This window comes from Kineococcus gynurae (genome assembly GCF_042433995.1).
Classification (GTDB): domain Bacteria; phylum Actinomycetota; class Actinomycetes; order Actinomycetales; family Kineococcaceae; genus Kineococcus; species Kineococcus gynurae.
Genome location: NZ_JBHLUI010000009.1, coordinates 61,811 through 77,728 on the forward strand (window position 1 = coordinate 61,811; position 15,918 = coordinate 77,728).

14 protein-coding genes are annotated in these 15,918 nt (G+C 73.0%); 2 read left to right on the forward strand and 12 right to left on the reverse strand.

Features of this window, described 5'->3' with window-relative positions; genetic code table 11:
* Window positions 1–28 precede the first annotated feature (28 nt).
* Window positions 29–364: a VOC family protein gene (locus ACFFKU_RS11900; RefSeq protein ID WP_380138188.1), complete on the forward strand. Its 336-nt coding sequence runs from the start codon at window positions 29–31 to the stop codon at window positions 362–364.
* Window positions 365–370: 6 nt separating this feature from the next.
* Here ACFFKU_RS11900 and ACFFKU_RS11905 read toward each other — a convergent pair whose 3' ends face one another.
* The 11 genes from ACFFKU_RS11905 to ACFFKU_RS11955 form a co-directional block, all read right to left on the reverse strand.
* Window positions 371–1,609 carry an alpha-hydroxy acid oxidase gene (locus ACFFKU_RS11905; protein ID WP_380138692.1) on the reverse strand — a complete coding sequence of 413 codons (1,239 nt, stop codon included), beginning with the start codon at window positions 1,607–1,609 and terminating at the stop codon, window positions 371–373.
* Window positions 1,610–1,614: 5 nt separating this feature from the next.
* A complete protein-coding gene (locus tag ACFFKU_RS11910; RefSeq protein ID WP_380138189.1) occupies window positions 1,615–3,069 on the reverse strand; it encodes a rhamnulokinase in 1,455 nt (484 codons plus the stop codon).
* Window positions 3,066–5,120: a bifunctional aldolase/short-chain dehydrogenase gene (locus ACFFKU_RS11915; RefSeq protein ID WP_380138190.1), complete on the reverse strand. Its 2,055-nt coding sequence runs from the start codon at window positions 5,118–5,120 to the stop codon at window positions 3,066–3,068. The genes ACFFKU_RS11910 and ACFFKU_RS11915 overlap by 4 nt, the downstream gene beginning before the upstream one ends.
* 31 nt (window positions 5,121–5,151) lie before the next feature.
* A complete protein-coding gene (locus ACFFKU_RS11920; protein ID WP_380138192.1) occupies window positions 5,152–6,591 on the reverse strand; it encodes an arabinose isomerase in 1,440 nt (479 codons plus the stop codon).
* 1 nt (window position 6,592) lies between these two features.
* A complete protein-coding gene (gene rhaI, locus ACFFKU_RS11925) occupies window positions 6,593–7,795 on the reverse strand; it encodes an L-rhamnose isomerase (RefSeq protein WP_380138194.1) in 1,203 nt (400 codons plus the stop codon).
* Complete coding sequence (locus ACFFKU_RS11930; RefSeq protein WP_380138195.1) at window positions 7,792–8,151, reverse strand: L-rhamnose mutarotase; 360 nt, start codon at window positions 8,149–8,151, stop codon at window positions 7,792–7,794. The genes rhaI and ACFFKU_RS11930 overlap by 4 nt, the downstream gene beginning before the upstream one ends.
* A 64-nt stretch (window positions 8,152–8,215) precedes the next feature.
* Window positions 8,216–9,301: a rhamnose ABC transporter substrate-binding protein gene (rhaS, locus tag ACFFKU_RS11935; protein ID WP_380138197.1), complete on the reverse strand. Its 1,086-nt coding sequence runs from the start codon at window positions 9,299–9,301 to the stop codon at window positions 8,216–8,218.
* A gap of 116 nt (window positions 9,302–9,417) precedes the next feature.
* Entirely contained in the window at window positions 9,418–10,455 is a 1,038-nt protein-coding gene (locus tag ACFFKU_RS11940; protein ID WP_380138198.1) for an ABC transporter permease, read from the reverse strand.
* Window positions 10,445–11,482 (reverse strand): ABC transporter permease, encoded by a 1,038-nt coding sequence (locus tag ACFFKU_RS11945; RefSeq protein WP_380138199.1) that lies wholly within the window; start codon window positions 11,480–11,482, stop codon window positions 10,445–10,447. The genes ACFFKU_RS11940 and ACFFKU_RS11945 overlap by 11 nt, the downstream gene beginning before the upstream one ends.
* Window positions 11,479–12,975, reverse strand: a complete 1,497-nt coding sequence (locus ACFFKU_RS11950; protein ID WP_380138694.1) for a sugar ABC transporter ATP-binding protein — start codon at window positions 12,973–12,975, stop codon at window positions 11,479–11,481. The genes ACFFKU_RS11945 and ACFFKU_RS11950 overlap by 4 nt, the downstream gene beginning before the upstream one ends.
* A 200-nt stretch (window positions 12,976–13,175) precedes the next feature.
* Entirely contained in the window at window positions 13,176–14,201 is a 1,026-nt protein-coding gene (locus ACFFKU_RS11955) for a LacI family DNA-binding transcriptional regulator (RefSeq protein WP_380138200.1), read from the reverse strand.
* Window positions 14,202–14,306: 105 nt separating this feature from the next.
* Here ACFFKU_RS11955 and ACFFKU_RS11960 point away from each other — a divergent pair, with 105 nt between their 5' ends.
* Window positions 14,307–15,119: a hypothetical protein gene (locus ACFFKU_RS11960; RefSeq protein ID WP_380138201.1), complete on the forward strand. Its 813-nt coding sequence runs from the start codon at window positions 14,307–14,309 to the stop codon at window positions 15,117–15,119.
* Between the two features lie 6 nt (window positions 15,120–15,125).
* Here ACFFKU_RS11960 and ACFFKU_RS11965 read toward each other — a convergent pair whose 3' ends face one another.
* Entirely contained in the window at window positions 15,126–15,878 is a 753-nt protein-coding gene (locus ACFFKU_RS11965; protein WP_380138202.1) for a triose-phosphate isomerase family protein, read from the reverse strand.
* Window positions 15,879–15,918 lie beyond the last annotated feature (40 nt).

Sequence of the window (15,918 nt, forward strand, 5' to 3'; positions counted from 1 at the left end):
TTCCGCAACGACGGCCGGTCACCACGTCATGAGCATCCGACGGCTCCTCGCCCAGGCCACCGTGACCGACCTCGACGCGTGCGAGGGTTGGTACGCGACCCTCTTCGACGGCCCGCCGCAGGCCCGGCCGATGCCGGGCCTGCTGGAGTGGCATCCCGACGTTGCGTTCGGGGTCCAGGTCTGGCGCGAGCCGGAGCGGGCCGGGCATTCGACGGTGGTCCTGGAGGTGACGGACCTCGACGCCGAGGCCGACCGCCTGACCGCGGCCGGGGTCGGGCACGACGGGCCGCAGCCGGCCTCCGCCTTCCGCATCCTCGTCCTCGCCGACCCCGACGGGAACCGGGTGGTCCTCACGGGGGAGTGACCACGGTCAGGCGCGGGCGCGGGGGACCAGCCGTTCCAACTGGGTGACGTGCTCGGGGGTGAGCTCCTCCAGGCTGTGGGCGCCGAGCAGTTTCATGGTCCGCACGATCTCCTCGGAGAGGATCGCGATCATGCGGTCGACCCCGGCGCGGCCCCCGGCCATCAACCCGTAGAGGTAGGCCCGCCCGACCAGGGTGAACCGGGCGCCGAGGGCGATCGAGGCGACGACGTCGGCGCCGTTCATGATCCCGGTGTCGATCATGACCTCGACGTCGTTCCCGACCTCGCGCACGACGTCGGGGAGCAGGTGGAAGGGGATCGGGGCGCGGTCGAGCTGGCGGCCGCCGTGGTTGGACAGCACGATCGCGTCGACCCCGGCGTCGGCGAACGCGCGGGCGTCGGCGACGCTCTGGACGCCCTTGATCGCGATCTTCCCGGGCCACAACCCCCGGATGATCTCCAGGTCCTCGAAACTGATCGAGGGGTCCATCGCCATGTCCAGCAGGTCGCCGACGGTGCCGCCGGTCGCCGACAGCGAGGCGAACTCGAGCTTCGGGGTGGTGAGGAAGTCGTACCACCACCAGGGGCGGGGGATCGCGTCGACGACCGTCCCGAGGGTCAGCTGCGGCGGGATCGAGAACCCGTTGCGCTTGTCCCGCAGACGGGCCCCGGCGACGGGGGTGTCGACGGTGAAGAACAACGTCTCGAACCCGGCCTGCGCGGCGCGCTCCACCAGGGCGTAGGAGATCTCGCGCTGCCGCATGACGTAGAGCTGGAACCAGTTGCGGCCCGTCGGGTTCGCGGCCTTGACGTCCTCGATGGACGTCGTCCCCAGGGTGGAGAGCGTGAACGGGATCCCGGCGGCGCCGGCCGCGCCCGCCCCGGCCGTCTCGCCCTCGGTCTGCATGAGCCGGGTGAACCCGGTGGGCGCGATCCCGAACGGGAGTTCCGAACGACCCCCGAGCACGGTGGCGCTCGTGTCGACGTGGCTGACGTCGCGCAGCACCCGCGGGTGGAACTCCACGTCGGCGAACGCCTGCCGGGCACGGGTGATCGAGATCTCGGCCTCGGCCGAGCCGTCGGTGTAGTCGAAGGCCGCGCGCGGGGTCCGCCGCTTCGCGATCGACCGCAGGTCCGCCACGGTGAGAGCGTCGGCGAGCCGACGGGCCCGCCGGTCGAACGTGGGCGGCTTGAACCGCAGGTACTCCAGGAGGTCCACGGGGCGCGGGACCTGACGCTTGACCATCTCGTTCACCCTCGGTTCGTGGTGGCGCCGGCGCGGTGCACGCGCGGCGGGAAGGACCGGGCGACGACCCTACGCAGGGCCTCCAGGTCGCCGCTCAGGAGCCCGTGGGTGCGGGCCTGGACGAGCAGGTTGCCGATCGCGGTCGCCTCGACCGGGCCGGCCACGACGTCGATGCCGACGGCCTCGGCGGTGAGCCGGCACAGCAACGTGTTGCGGGCCCCGCCCCCGACCAGGTGCAGGGTGCGCGTGCGTCGACCGGTCAACCGGTCCACGTCGTGCAGGGCGGAGGCGTAGGCCCGGGCCAGGCTCTGCAGGATGCAGCGGACCAGGAGGGCCGGGTCCGTCGGAACAGGGTCGCCCTGCTCCCCGAGCAGCTCGGCGATCCGGGCGGGCATGTCCCCGGGGGCGAGCAGTCGCGGGTCGTTGACGTCGAAGACCGGCACGGGGCCCTCGACGGCGGCGGCCTGCTCCAGCAGGGTGTTGAGGTCGGCGGGCCGACCCTGCTTGGCCCAGGTGCGCAGGGTCTCCGAGACCAACCACAGCCCCATGACGTTCTTGAGGAACCGGGTGCGCCCGTCCACGCCGCGTTCGTTGGTGAACTCCGCGCACCGGGCCTCCTCGGAGAGCACGGGGGAGTCCAGTTCCGCCCCGATCAGCGACCACGTCCCGCAGGACAGGTAGGCGGCGTCCCCGGCACCCTCGCCGACCCCCAACGGGACCGCGACGACGGCCGAGGCCGTGTCGTGCGACCCGACGGCGGTGACCGTCACCGCCCCGGAGATCCCGAACTCCGTCGCCACGTCGTCGCGGACCGCCCCCAGGGACGTCCCCGGGGCCACCAGCTCGGGCAGGACGGACCCGGGCAGGTCCAGGGTGGCCAGCAGCTCCCGGTCCCAGTCGTCGGCCCGGCCGGGTCGGGCAACCGGGAGCAACCCCGTGGTGGAGGCGTTGGTGATCTCGGCGACCTCGTGGCCGGTCGTCCAGAACCCGAACAGGTCGGGCAGCAGCAGGACCCGGTCGGCCAGGGCCAGGTCGCCGACCCGTGCGGAGGCCACGAGCTGGAACACCGTGTTGAACGGCTGGTGCTGCAGACCGTTGCGCGAGAACAGCTCCGCCGCACCGATCCGCGCGTGAACGTCCTCGACCGCGGCGGCGGTCCGGTCGTCGCGGTAGTGGTAGGGGTTGCCGAGCAGCCGCCCCCCGCGGAGCAGACCGTGGTCGACGGCCCAGGAGTCGACGGCCAGCGACTCGAGGTCGGGCACCTCGCGCGAGGCGCGGCCCACCCCGGCCAGGGCGGCCGCGTACAGCGCGAGGACGTCGGTGTGCCAGCCGTCCGGGAGCCGCACCGGCGTGTTCTCGAACCGGGCGACCGGTTCCATCCGGAGCGAGCCGTCGACCACGGTCCCGACGACGACCCGCCCGCTGGTGGCACCCAGGTCGACGGCCGCGAAACTGCTCATCGCAGGAACGCGGCGGCGACGCCGGCGTCGACGGGGACGTGCAGGCCGGTGGTGTGGCTGAAGTCCGGTCCGGTGATCGCGGCCACGGCGTTGGCGACGTTCTCGGGGAGCACCTCGCGCTTGAGGATGGTGCGCTGGGCGTAGAACGCGCCGAGGTCGCCCTCGTCGATGCCGTAGGTCTTGGCCCGGTTGGCGCCCCAGCCGGCGGCGAAGATTCCCGAGCCGCGGACGACCCCGTCGGGGTTGATGCCGTTGACCTTGACCCCGTGCTCGCCGAGTTCCACGGCCAGCAACCGGACCTGGTGGGCCTGGTCGGCCTTGGTGGCGGAGTAGGCGATGTTGTTGGGCCCGGCGAAGACGGCGTTCTTGGAGGAGATGTAGACGACGTCGCCGCCGAGACCCTGCTCGATCAACGGCCGGGCGGCGGCCTTGGACACCAGGAACGACCCCTTGGCCATGACGTCGTGCTGCAGGTCCCAGTCCTGCGCGGTGGTCTCCAGCAACGGTTTCGACAACGACAGCCCGGCGTTGTTCACGACGAGGTCGATGCCGCCGAAGGCGAGGACGGTCGCCTCGACCGCGGCCTGGACGGCGGCCTCGTCGGTGACGTCGGCCCGGATCCCGACGGCGACGTCGCTGCTGCCGAGTTCCGCGGCCGCGGCGCGGGCCTTGTCGAGGTCCAGGTCGGCGATGACGACGCAGGCGCCCTCGGCGGCGAGGCGGGTCGCGACGGCCTTGCCGATCCCGGACGCGGCGCCGGTCACCAGCGCGATGCGGGTGGCGTGGCTCTTGGGCTCGGGCAGCCGGGCGAGCTTGGCCTCCTCCAGGGCCCAGTACTCGATCCGGAACTTCTCCGACTCCTCGATGGGGGCGTAGGTGGAGACGGCCTCGGCCCCGCGCATGACGTTGATGGCGTTGAGGTAGAACTCGCCCGCCACCCGGGCCGTCTGCTTGGTGGCGCCGTAGGAGAACATCCCGACCCCGGGGACGAGGACGATGGCCGGGTCGGCCCCCCGCATCGCGGGGGAGGCGTCGGGTCCTTCGGTGGTCGCGTGGCGGTCGTAGTAGGCCCGGTAGTCCTTGCGGTAGGCGACGTGGAGTTCGCGCAGCCGGGCGATCTGGTCCTCGACGGTCGCGGAGGTCGGCAGGTCCAGGAGCATCGGCTTGACCTTGGTCCGCAGGAAGTGGTCGGGGCAGGAGGTGCCGAGCGCGGCCAGCCGGGGCGCGGCCTCGCGGGACAGGAACTCCAGCACGCGGGGGTCGTCGGTGAAGTGCCCCACCATCGGGCGGTCGTGGGAGGCCAGACCGCGGATCGTCGGGGCGAGCGCGACGGCCCGGGCGCGGCGTTCCTCCTCGGGCAACGCCTCGTGACCGGGTCGCAGCGCCCCGAACGGATCGGGCCGCCCGTGCGCGGTGATCCAGGCCTGGGCGGTGCGGATGATGAACAGGGAGTTCTCCTCCGCCTCGGCCGAGGTCTCGCCCCAGGCGGTGATGCCGTGCCCGCCGAGGATGCAGCCGACCGCCCCGGGGTTGGCGTCGCGGACCGCAGCGATGTCGAGGCCGAGCTGGAAACCGGGGCGCCGCCAGGGCACCCAGACCACCTTCTCCCCGAAGATCCGCGCGGCCAGCTCCGGGCCGTCGGCCGCGGTGGCCAGTGCGATCCCGGAGTCGGGGTGGAGGTGGTCGACGTGCGCGGCCCCGACCAGGCCGTGCATGGCCGTGTCGATCGACGGGGCCGCCCCGCCGCGACCGTGCAGGGCGTAGTCGAAGGCCGCCACCATCTCGTCCTCGCGGTCCACCCCGGGGTAGACCGCGGTCATCGCCCGCAACCGGTCCAGTCGCAGGACCGCCAGACCAGCCTCGGTGAGGGTGCCGAGGTCCCCGCCGGATCCCTTGACCCACAGCAGGTCGACGGGTTCGCCGGTGACGGGGTCGGTCCCGCTGCCCTTGGCCGAGGTGTTCCCCCCGGCGTAGTTGGTGTTCTCGGGGTCGGAGCCCAGCCGGTTCGAGCGGGCGATGAGGTCGTCGACGACGGTGGCGGTGGGGTTCACGGGACGGGGGTCCTTCGATCGGGGGCGGGATTCAGACCTGGCGGAAGGGGAGGCCGAGGAGGTCGGCGGTCGCCCGGTAGTCGGCGGCCCGGTGGCCGACGGACAGGGACCAGTGGTGCCCGACCCCCGTGCCGCTCCAGGCGTCGACCCATTCTCCGGGGTCGCGCTCGAAGTCGACCCGGCTGGTGGTGTTCCCGATGGCGAGCAGCGGTCCGGGGACGACCGTCCCCTCCGAGGCGGTGAGGGCCAGGGTGCCGTCGGCGTCCTGCCCGAGTCCCAGCAGGGTCACCGGGCCGGGCCGGACGTCGAACTCGACGCTGACCCCCCACCCGCGCTTGCCGTGGAAGACCCCCAGCCCGCGCAGGAGCGGGCGGGCGGAACTGACCTGCAGGTGGGCCGGGCCGTCGTGACCCATCTCGACCACCCCGTCGACGAAGTCCAGGGCCTGGATCTCGGTGAACGAACCCCCCGCTCCGCTGACCTGGGTGACGAGCTGGGCGACGGTCGTGCGCAGCTCGTACTCCCCGGTGGTCGGCACCCCGCGGGCCGTGAGCAGCGAGGCGCCGAGGATCATCCCGGCACCCAGCCGTTCGTGCTGCTCGCCGTCGAGCCCGCGGTGGTAGTAGGCGAGGGTGTCGAGGGCGAAGTCGTCGACCAACCGGTCGAGGGCGACCGAGACCGTGGCGCCCCAGCGGAAGTCGGCGTCCTCCACGCTGGCGTCCACGGAGAACACCTGCCGGGCCAGGTCGACCCGGGCCTGCGTCTCGTCCTCGGTGATGGCCTCCACCCGCTGGCGGAGGTCGTCGAACTCGAGGACCTCGACGTGGGAGCCGAAGGTGGAGGGCAGCAGCGTCAGGTCGGTCGAGACGTCGAGCATCCCGGGGTAGACGTGCCCCATCAGGCCGTGGCGGGCGTGCCGCAGGGCCGCCCGCACGCCGGCCGCGGTGACCCAGCGTCCGATGCGTTCCCAGGCCGACTCCTGCCGCAGCCACCCCGAGACCGAGCGGAACGGGATGCCCGCCCGGCGGAACACGTTGCCCACCTCGGGGACCGGGCACTGCCCGCAGTAGGCGAGCCAGGCCCCGGTGTCGAAGGTCGCGTGGTCCATCCGCTCCGAGGGTTGCAGGTCGATCACGAGGACCGGGGAGCCCGACCGCTGGGCGATCGGCAGGACCATCGAGGACGTGAGGTAGGTGGTGAGGAACAGGACGATCAGGTCGCAGTCGGCCCGCCGCAACCGTTCTGCCGCGGCCGCCCCCTCCCGGGCGTCGGAGACGAAACCGACGTCGACGACCTCGGCGTCGAACTCCTGCAACCGGGTGGAGACGTAGCGGGCGGACTCCTGCAGCTGCGGCAGGAGGTCGGGGAACTGCGGCCAGTACGTCCCAAGGCCCCCCGCGACGAGCCCCACCCGGGGGGCCCGCCGACGGACGGGGGGCAGGAGGGCGTCGGACACCTCAGGGTCGGACATCTCAGGCCCCCCAGCCGGCCTGGTGGCCACCGACCCGGTCGGCGGCGATGCGCTCGGCGTAGCCGCTGCCGGCGTAGGCCGCGTAGGGGTCGGCCGGCAGTCCCTGCGCCTCCCGCAGTTCCACCAGCAGCGGGCGCACGTCGGTGTTGTAGGCGTCCATCAGGACCCCGTTCGCCCCGAGCACGTCCCCGGCCGCCTGCGCCGCCGCCAGGGCCTCGCGGTCGACCAGCAGGGCCTTGGCGGTCGCCTCCTGCACGTTGGTCACCGAACGGATCTGCCCCGGGATCTTCGGCTCGATGTTGTGGCACTGGTCGAGCATGAAGTTGACCCCGGAGTCCGGCCGCAGCGCGTCGGCCCGGACGATCTCGTTCATGATGCGGAAGAGCTGGAACGGGTCGGCGGCCCCCACGATGAGGTCGTCGTCGGCGTAGAACCGGCTGTTGAAGTCGAAGGCACCCAGGCGCCCCGCCCGCAGGAGCTGCGCGACGACGAACTCGATGTTCGTGCCGGGGGCGTGGTGCCCGGTGTCCAGGACGACCTCGGCCTGCGGACCCAGGGCCAGGCAGTGCAGCAACGAGGTGCCCCAGTCGGGGACGTCGGTCGCGTAGAAGGCGGGTTCGAAGAACTTGTACTCCAGCAGCAGCCGCATCCCCGGGTCGAGCTCGGCGTAGATCTGTCGCAACCCCTCGGCCAGGCGGTCCTGGCGGGCCCGCAGGTCGTCCTGGCCGGGGTAGTTCAACCCGTCGGCCAGCCAGACCTTGAGGTCGCGCGACCCGGTCTGGCGCATCACGTCGAGGCAGTCCAGGTGGTGGCGGACCGCCTTCGCCCGCACCCGCGGGTCGGGGTTGCACAGCGAGCCGAGCCGGTAGTCGTCGTCCTGGAACACGTTGGAGTTGATCGCCCCGATCGCCACGCCCTCGTCGGCGGCGTGCGCGGCCAGCTTGCCGAAGTCGTCGACGAGGTCCCAGGGGATGTGCAGGCTGACCCGCGGGGCCGCCCCGGTGAAGCGGTGGACCTGGGCGGCGTCGCTGATCTTCTCGTAGGGGTCGCGGGGGACCCCGGGTGTGGAGAACACCTTGAACCGGGTCCCGGAGTTCCCGAACGCCCAGCTCGGCAGCTCGATCGTCTGCGCGCGCAGGGCGACCAGGGCGGCGTCGCGGCGGTTGCTCGCCGACGACCCGGAGGTCGCGGTGGTGGTGGTCATGGTCGGGCTCCTTGCCGCCCGGCCGCGGCCAGCTGGGCGTCGATGTCGAAGATGGTGGGGAGGACCTCGAGGGCCCGGTCCGGCCGCCCGTCGGGAAGGTCGGCGAACAGACCGGCCATCGCCGCCTGCCAGCGGGCGTTCACGTCGGTGGCCTCCATGGCGGCCTGCGCGCGTCCCAGGTCGTCGGTCTCGACGACGCCGACCAGCAGGCCGTCCTCGCGCAGGTGGAGCGTGTAGTGCCCCCAGCCCGCGTCGCGGAGGGCCTCGAGCATCTCGGGCCACACCGCGGCGTGCGCCTTTCGGTACTCCTCGAGCCGGCGCGGGTCGACCTGCAGGGTGAAGCAGTGACGGGTCATGCGGGAACCTCCCGGGAGGCCGTCCCCCCGTCGGCGACCGGCGCCGCCGACGGAGGGGACGGGATCAGAAGTTGAACTGGTCGATGTTGGCGGCGTCGAAGGTGGTCGGCGGCCCGAGGACGATCTCCCCGGAGGCGCCGATCGTGTACTCCCCGAGCCGGCCCGCGGTGAACGTCTCACCCTCCTTGCCGGTGATCTGCCCGGCCTGGAGCGCGGCCCCCGCGTAGGCGGCGAGGTAGCCGATGTCCGCCGGGTTCCACAGCGCGAACTCCTCGACCGTGCCGTCCTTGACGTACTCGCGCATCTGGTTCGGGGTCCCGAGACCGGTCACGGCGACCTTGCCCTTGTAGCTGCTGGTGGAGATGTAGCGGGCGGCCGCCGCGATGCCGACGGTGGTGGGCGAGACGATGGCCTTGAGGTCGGGGTACTTCTGCAGCAGCGCCTGCGTCTGCTGGAACGACTTCTGGTCGTCGTCGTCGCCGTAGGCCACCTCGACGAGCTGGATCCCGGAATACTCGGGCTTCTTCAGCTCCTCCTGCATGACCGCGATCCACGCGTTCTGGTTCGTGGCGTTCGCGGTGGCCGACAGGACCGCGACCTGGCCGCTGCCCCCGGACTCCTTGAGCGCCTGCTCGGCCAGGGTCTGACCGATGCCCTCGGTGGTCGCCTGGTTGACGAAGACGTCGCGGCAGCTCGCGTCGGCGTCGGAGTCGAAGGACACGACCTTGATGCCGGCCTGCCGCGCCTGGTTCAGCGAGGGGCAGACGGCGTTGGGGTCGTTGGCGGCGATGTTGATGACGTCCTGCTGCTGCTGGATGAGGGTGTTGATGTAGCTCACCTGGCTGGAGGCGCTGGCGTCGTTGGGTCCGACCAGGCTGTAGGAACCCTTGAGCTCCTCGACCCCCTCCTTGCCCCCGCCCACCTCGATATCGGTGTAGGGGTTGTTCAGCTGCTTGGGCAGGAACGCGATCTTCAGTCCCTCGGGGATCGTCGCCGACGGGTCGGCGGTCGCCGTGCTGGTGGCCGCCGGGGCGGCCGCGTCGTTCTGGTTCTCACGGGTGGTTCCGCCGCTGCAGCTGCTGAGGGTCAGGGCGACCCCCAGGCCACCCACGAGGAGCAGGCTGCGGGAACGGGTGCGGAGCAGGGACATCGGATTCCTTCCATCGGCCACCGGGGCGGCACCGGTCCCGTCGACGTCGGCGTCGGCGGGGGTGTTCGAGGGGTCCGGTCTCCCGGACGGTCGGGAGGCGGCTGGGGGGTTCTCGGTCACACCCGTCGGGGTGGACGTCGGCGGGCGGTCCGGCCGCGGGCGGCCCGGACCAGGTTCGGGGCGAGCACCGAGACGATGAGCAGGCTCCCGGTGACGACGGTCAGGGCCTCGTTGGACACGTTCAGCAGGCGCAGGGCGTTCTGCAGGCCGGCGAGGAGGACCACGGCCGCCACCACCCCGGGCAGCGTCCCCTTCCCGCCGAAGATCGAGACGCCGCCGAGCAGGACGGCGGCCACCACGGCCAGTTCGAGACCGGCGGCGTTGTCGGCCCGGGCGCTGGAGTAGCGCAGGGTCCAGAGGACCCCCACCAACCCCGACACCGCTCCCGAGACCACGAAGAGGAAGAACTTCGTGCGCCGGGTGGAGAGGCCCGCGAACCGGGCGGCGGTCTCGGAGGCCCCGGTGGCGACGATCCCGCGTCCGGTCGGGGTCGCGTGCAGCACCACGGTGAACGCGACCACCGCGATCACCAGCGGCAGCAGCAGGTTCGGCACCGGGCCCCCGCCGATCCCGCCGGTGACCCAGCCGCTGTACGTGAAGGGGAAGTCGGCCACCGCGTCGTCGCCCAGCACCACGTAGGCCAGCCCGCGGAACAGGGCGAGCGTCCCGATGGTGACCGCCAGCGACGGCAGCCCGACCACGGTGGTGAAGAACCCGTTGACGCAGCCGAGCACGGCCCCCAGGACGATGCAGAGCGGGATGATCGTCTCGATGGTCAACCCCTGGACCCAGAGGGAACCCATGGTGGCGCTGGTGAGCCCGACGATGCTGGCCACCGACAGGTCGATCTCGCCGGTCATCACCACCAGCGTCATCGGCAGCGCGATCAGCAGGACCGGGGCGATGTCGAGCACCAGGAACGTGGCGTTGCCCGCCCCGCCGAACCCGGGCACCACGGCGGCGGCGACGACCAGGACGAGGATCGTCAGGACGGCGATCACCACCTCCCACGAGGCGAGCCGGCCGACGAACCCCGCGCGGCGGGCCACCGGGTCGGTCTGCGTCGCAGCCTGGGTCGGGACCTCAACGGCCATGGGAACTCCTCCTGCGCAACTGGGCGGCGAGACGGGCGGTCAGCACCCGGTCGGTGCTGATCGCGAGCAGGATCAGGGCGCCGACGATCGCCTGCTGCCAGAACTGGTCGATCCCGAGCACCGGCAGGGCGCTGCCGATGACGGTGAGCAGGAGCGCCCCGAGCGCGGCGCCCCAGACGGTGCCGCTGCCCCCGGCGACGACCACGCCGCCGACGACCGCCGCGGCCACGACGTTGAGCTCGTACCCCGTGCCGGCGGCGGCGTCCACGGTCCCGAACCGGGCCGCGAAGAGCACCCCGGCCAACCCGGCCAGGGCCCCGCTGGTGACGAAGGCGACGAGCAGCCGCTTCCCCACGGGGATCCCGGCGAGGACGGCGGCCTCGGGGTTGGACCCGATGGCGTAGAGGTCGCGCCCGGCCCGGTAGCGGCCCAGGACGATCCCGGCGCCGACGACCACGGCCACCGCGATGAGGGCGAGCACGGGCAGACCGAGGACGTCGGCGGTCCCGAAGGCGAGGAAGTGCCGGGGGAGTTCGTCGGCGTTGATCTGCTGCCCCCCGGCCCAGAAGAACGCGATCCCGCGGAAGATGTACAGGGTTCCCAGGGTGACGACGAGGGCCGGGACGCCGCCGAAGCGCACCAGGACGGCGTTCACCACCCCGCACACGGCCCCCACGGCCATGCCCAGCGCCACGGCGAGCACCACCGGGGTCCCGGGAGCCGACTGCAGCAGCGATCCGGCCGCGTAGGCCGACAACCCCAGGACCGATCCGACCGAGAGGTCGATGCTGCGGGTGACGATCACGACGGTCTGCCCGACGGCCAGCACGGCGAGGATCGCGGTGCTGAGGACGATGTCGCGCACGGACTGGGCCGAGAGGAACCGGTCGTTGGCGAGGGCCGTGACGGCGACGAGGGCGACCAGGGCGAGGAGGATCCCGAGACTGCGCGCCCGCAGGACGCGCTCCACGGCCGAGGGTGCCCGCCGGGGGGCGGTGGTCGGCGCCGGCGCGGTGGTGGTGCTCACGCGGCGGCCCCCGGGTTCGCGTCACCGGTCTGGCCGGTGGCGGCCAGCATCACCGAACGCTCGTCGGCGTCGGCCCGGGCGATGTCGGCGGTGATCCGTCCCTCGTGCATGACCAGGACCCGGTCGGCCATGCCCAGCACCTCGGGCAGTTCGGAGGAGACCATGACGACGGCGATCCCGTCGGCGGCCAGTCCGCTGATCAACCGGTGCACCTCGGCCTTCGTCCCGACGTCGATGCCGCGGGTGGGTTCGTCGACGATGAGGACGCGGGGCCCGGTGGCCAACCACTTGGCCAGCACGACCTTCTGCTGGTTCCCGCCGGACAGGGTTCCGACCGGGTCGCCGAGGCGGTGGAACTTCGTCTGCAGCCGCGCGGTCCAGCTGGCCGCGGAGTTCCGTTCCGCCCGCCCGAGCAGCAACCCGAAGCGGGACAGCGCCTTCGCGCGCGGCAACGTCGCGTTCCGTTCGATCGAGAGTTCCAGGACGAGTCCCTGCTGGCGTCGGTCCTCGGGGACCAGGGCGATCCCGGCGGCCATCGCGGCCCGCGGTGATCCCAGCCGGAGTTCCCGGCCCAGCACCCGGACCCGACCGGCGTCGGCCCGGTCGACCCCGAACACCGCCTGGACCACCTCCGAGCGTCCGGCGCCGACGAGGCCGGCCAGGGCCACGATCTCCCCGGCCCGCACCGAGAACGACACGTCGCGGAACCAGCCCGCGCGCGTCAGCCCCTCGACCTCGAGCACCACGTCGCCGGGTTCGACGTCCTGCTTGGGGAACAGGCTCGTCACCTCCCGGCCCACCATGCGGCGGACGATCTCCTCGACGGTCAGGTCGGCCATGAGGTCGGTGGACACCCAGCTGCCGTCGCGCATGACGGTGACCCGCTGGCAGAGTTCGGTGATCTCCTCGAAGCGGTGGCTGATGAACAGGACCGCGGCCCCGTTCTCGACCAGACCGCGGGCGACCCCGAACAACCGGGCGACCTCGTTCCCGGAGAGTGCCGCGGTCGGTTCGTCCATGACGATGACCCTGGCCTGCAACGAGATCGCCTTGGCGATCTCGACCAGCTGCTGGTCGGCGATGGACAGACCCCGGGCCGGGCGGGCCGGGTCCAGCGGGGCGCCGAGCCGGGTGAACAGGGCCCGGGCCTCGGCCTCCATCGCGGCGGCGTCGATGAGCCCCGCACCCCGGGTCGGCTGGCGGCCGATGAAGATGTTCTCCGCCACCGACAGGTCCGGGAACAGCGTCGGCTCCTGGTAGATCACGGCGATCCCCGCCGCCCGGGCGTCCGCGGGGGAGGAGAGCTCGAGCTCGGCGCCGTCCAGGGTGACCGTGCCGGTGTCGGGTCGGTGCACGCCGGCCAGGACCTTCACGAGGGTCGACTTCCCGGCGCCGTTCTCGCCCACGAGGGCGTGGGCCTCGCCGGCCCGGAGCTCGAGCTGCACGTCGCGCAGGGCGGCGACGGCGCCGTAGGACTTGCTGACGTCGCGCATCGCCAGCACGGGGGTCGGTGGGGCCACATCGCCTCCAGGGGAAGGTCTTCGTCGATGAAGACGCGGTGTCGTCGAACCGTTTGAATGGATTCACGAGGACCTTAGGCCGGTCGTCCGGACGCCGTCAAGGGTCAGATGAATCGTTACATCGCCGCGATGCCCCGGTGACCGGACGAGCCGTGTTGCCGCGGCGGGAGAGGTCAGCCGGTGCGGCGGGAGGACTCGCGCTCGACCAGGTCCGGGGTGAAGAGGACGTGCCGGCGGCGGCCGCCACCGGGGTCGGCCACGGTCTCCAGCAGCAACTCCACCGCCGTCCGGCCGAGCTGCTCGCGGGGCTGCCGCACCGACGTCAGGGGGACGGCCGCCGTCCCCGCGAAACTGATGTCGTCGTAGCCGACGATCGCGAGGTCGTCCGGGACCCGCACCCCGCGACGGATGCACTCGTTGAGCACCCCGAGGGCTAGCAGGTCGTTCGCGCAGAACACCGCGGTCGGCCGTCCCTCGCGCCCGGGCCACGTCGCGAACAGCTGCGCCGCCGCCGCGCTGCCGGCCCGGATGGAGAGGTCGGGCACGGTCAGGACCTCGACGCGCGCACCGCCGTGGGCGGCCAGCCGCAACCCCGCGAGCCGGTCCCGCACCTGGGCCAGGTGCTCCGGACCGCCGACGAAGGCGATCGACGTGTGGCCCCGCGCCCGCAGGTGCGCCCCGGCGAGCTCCCCCCCGCGCACGTCGTCCACGGCCACCGACGGGGCCCGGGACGAGGCGGTCCCGCGGTCCACGAGGACCACGGGGGTGCTCCGCAGGTCGATCCCGTCGACCTCCTCCGAGGTCTGCGTGCGGACGGGCGAGAGCAGGACCCCCATGACCTGCTGGGCCTCCAGTCGGGCCAGGTGCCGGGCCTCCCGACCCGGGTCGCCGGCGCTGTTGGCGACCACGACGAGGGCGCCGACGTCCTCCGCCGCCTCCTCGGCCCCGGAGATGACGTCGGCGAAGAACGGGTTCGCGACGTCCAGGACGACGAGGGCGATGGTCCGGGAGGACCCCGCCCGCAGCTGCCGGGCGGACTCGTTGCGGACGTAGCCGAGCCGGCGGATCGTGGCCTCGACCTGTTCCCGCACGGCGGGTGTCACCTTGTCGGGCCGGTTCAGCACGTTGCTGACCGTGCCCACCGAGACGCCGGCCTCGCGCGCGACGTCCTTGATGCCCACCGGGTTGATGCCCACCACCCGAGCACCCTAGGGCCGGGCCGTGTCGGAGGACCTCCCTAGGCTTCCCCGTGACGTCACCGCCGGACCGGGCGGCGGGGCAGGGCTGGGGACGGAGGGGTCGCGGTGGCGGCGTTGGGCACGCGGATCGGGTTGGCGGTGCTGGCCGCCGTGGTCGCGATCCTGCTGGGGCTGGAGGGCGCCGACCTGTGGTCGCCGCGCCCGACCCCGTTGACGGTCCTCATCGTGCTGGCCGCGGTCCTGGCCGCGGTCTCGACCACCTGGGCCGCCGTCGACTCCTTCCGGCAGCGCCGGAAGGGGGCGGAGAAGGAGGTGCTCGACGGCATCCTCACCGCCGCGGTGTGGGCGGTCGTCGACGCGACCGGGCTGGACGCGCGCGAGCTGGCCCTGGCCGCCTACGCGCTGCGGCACCGCCCCGGGCGGGGCGCGCGGCTGGAGCGGCTGCACCGGGTGCGGGCGGCGCGTCGACCGGGGACGAGCCAGGTGGTCTGGACCCCGGGCAAGGGCGTGATCGGGCGGGCCGTCGAGCGGGGCGAGGTCGTGGCGGTCGACCTGTCCGACCCCGCGGCGGGTCCGGTCGTCGACCCGGCCGGGTGGGGGCTCGCTCCGACCGAGGCCGAGCGGCTGGCGGGGCGGTACGCCGTCGTCGTGGCGCTGCCCCTGGTGGACGACTCCGGGCCGAGCTCGCGGGTCGTGGGCTGCCTGGCGCTGGACGGTCCGCGCGGCTCCCTGCCGGTGCTCGACACCCCACGGGTGCGGGGGGTCCTGGAGGCGGCGGCGCGGGCCGTGCGGCTCGGGCCCCCCGCACTGGCCGCCACGGTCCGCAGCGCCGCCGCGCCGGAGGACGCCCGGGCGGGGGCCGACGGGTTCACGGCCTCGGCGCGCCGCCTCGGGCTCGGCGCGGAACGGCCGCGCTGAACGGGGTCAGCGACCGGCCAGGACCTCGCCCACCACGGAACGGAAGTTCGCGACGTCGTGGGCGAATCGCCCGAGGAACAACCCGTCGACCCCGTCGGCGACCTTCCCGTACAGCCCGGGACCGGCGCTGCCGCCGTAGATCACCCGGCTGGTGCCGCTGCGACGGGCCAGGGCGGCGCGGATGCGGGTGGTCACGGCCACGACGTGCTCGGCCGAGGCGGGTTCCTGCTGCCCGATCGCCCAGATCGGTTCGTAGGCGATGATCACCTCGGCGTCGGTGGGAACCTCCTCCAGCGCCATCTCGACCTGCTCGACGGTGACCCGGGCGGCGTCGGCGGAATCGGTCCACACCGTCTCGCCCACGCAGATCAGGGGGACCAGACCGTTGCGGGCCGCCGCGGCCGCCTTGCGGGCGGTGACGATGTCGTCCTCGGCGAACATCTTGCGTCGTTCCGCGTGGCCGATCTCGACGTAGCGGCACCCGATGTCGGCGAGCATCGCCGGGGACACCTCCCCGGTCAGGGCGCCGTAGTCCTCCCAGGAGGCGTCCTGCGCCCCCACCACGACGCCGCTGCCGCGCAGCACGTCCAGGGCGAGGCCGATCGTCAGGAAGTCGGGGACCACGAAGAGGTCGACCCCGACGTCGCCGAGGTCGTCGGCCATCTCCCGGACCTGGCTCAGCCAGGTACGGGTCCCCTCGTAGCTGAAGTACATCTTGAGGCTGACGCCCACCAGCGGGCGCGGACGCACGGTCTCCACGGCCCCGACCGTACCCGGCGGACCGGCGACCACCGAGCGC